Here is a 1267-nt window from a genome sequence, read left to right on the forward strand (position 1 = left end):
GCTGATCATCTATCTCATCTATTTCGGCGGTTCGTCGGCCGTCACCTCTATCGGCCAGGCGATGGGTTACGAGGGGTTCCTCGGCTTGCCCTCCTTTGTCGCCGGTGCGCTTGCCGTCGGCATCATCTCCGGCGCCTACCAGGCGGAGGTCTTCCGCGGCTCATTTCTCGCCATCTCCAAGGGCGAGCTCGAGGCCGCCTCGGCGATCGGCATGCATCGCGGCATGCGCCTTCGCCGCATCATCATGCCGCAGGTGTTTCGCCTCGCCATCCCCGGCCTCGGTAACGTCTGGCAGCTCAGTCTCAAGGATTCGGCGCTGATCTCCGTCACCGGTCTTGCCGAACTGATGCGCACCAGCCAGGTGGCGGCGGGCTCGACCCGGCAATATTTCCTGTTCTTCATTGCCGGCGGCTGCCTCTATCTGCTCCTGACCAGCCTTTCGGACCGCATCTTCAACGGGGCGGAGCGCCGCGCCAATCGCAGCATGCCGGCATCCGCCATGGGCCAGGCGTAAGGAGGCGACAATGGATTTCACCTTCATCGCCTCGACCATGGTCACCCTGCTCAAGGCCGTACCGACGACGCTCATCCTGTTTTCCCTGTCGATCGTCTCCGGCGGCCTGCTGGCGCTTGTCATCGTCTGGATGCGGACCAGCGGCAACCCAGTGCTTTCAAGCTTCGCCAAAGGCTATATCTTCGTCTTCCGCGGCTCGCCGCTGTTGATCCAGATGTTCCTGGTCTTCTACGGCCTCGGCCAGTTCGGCGTCATCCGCTATTCCTTCCTCTGGCCGTTCCTGCGCGAGCCGATGGTCTGCGCCGTGCTGTCACTGGCGCTCTGCACCGCCGGCTACACGGCGGAGATTTTCCGTGGCGGCATTCGCGCCGTCTCGCCGAAGGAGATCGAAGCGGCACGCTCGATCGGCATGTCCGGCTTCCTGCTGGTGCGCCGTATCCTGGCGCCGATTGCCTTCCGTCACGCGCTGCCGGCCTATTCCACCGAGATCGTGCTGATGATGAAGTCGACGGCGCTCGCAAGCCTTGTCACCGTCTGGGAAGTCACCGGCGTGGCGCAGCGGCTGATCTCGCAGACCTACCGCACAATGGAAGTCTTTCTCTGTGCGGCGATCATCTATCTCGTCCTCAACTTCATCATCCTGCAGGGCATGGCTCTGCTCGAATATTCGCTGTCCCGACATCGCCGCGCCATTCCGCAGGCGCTGAAGGCGTAGGCGGCCTAGAACAGGATGATTTTAGGCCGGGTCGGCCT

The 1267-nt window shown here is 62.9% G+C and carries 2 protein-coding genes; both read left to right on the forward strand.

The genetic code is table 11. The features are described 5' to 3' along the window. Positions 1–514, forward strand: a 514-nt coding sequence (locus AC1D1Z_RS37545) for an ABC transporter permease (protein WP_477853907.1), incomplete at its 5' end; no start/stop codon positions are given. Positions 515–524: 10 nt separating this feature from the next. Beyond that, the gene (locus AC1D1Z_RS37550) at positions 525–1229 is read left to right on the forward strand and encodes an ABC transporter permease (protein ID WP_446964062.1); all 705 of its coding nucleotides are present in this window, start codon (positions 525–527) and stop codon (positions 1227–1229) included. Positions 1230–1267 lie beyond the last annotated feature (38 nt).

Source organism: Rhizobium sp. P1_E1 (genome assembly GCF_056406015.1).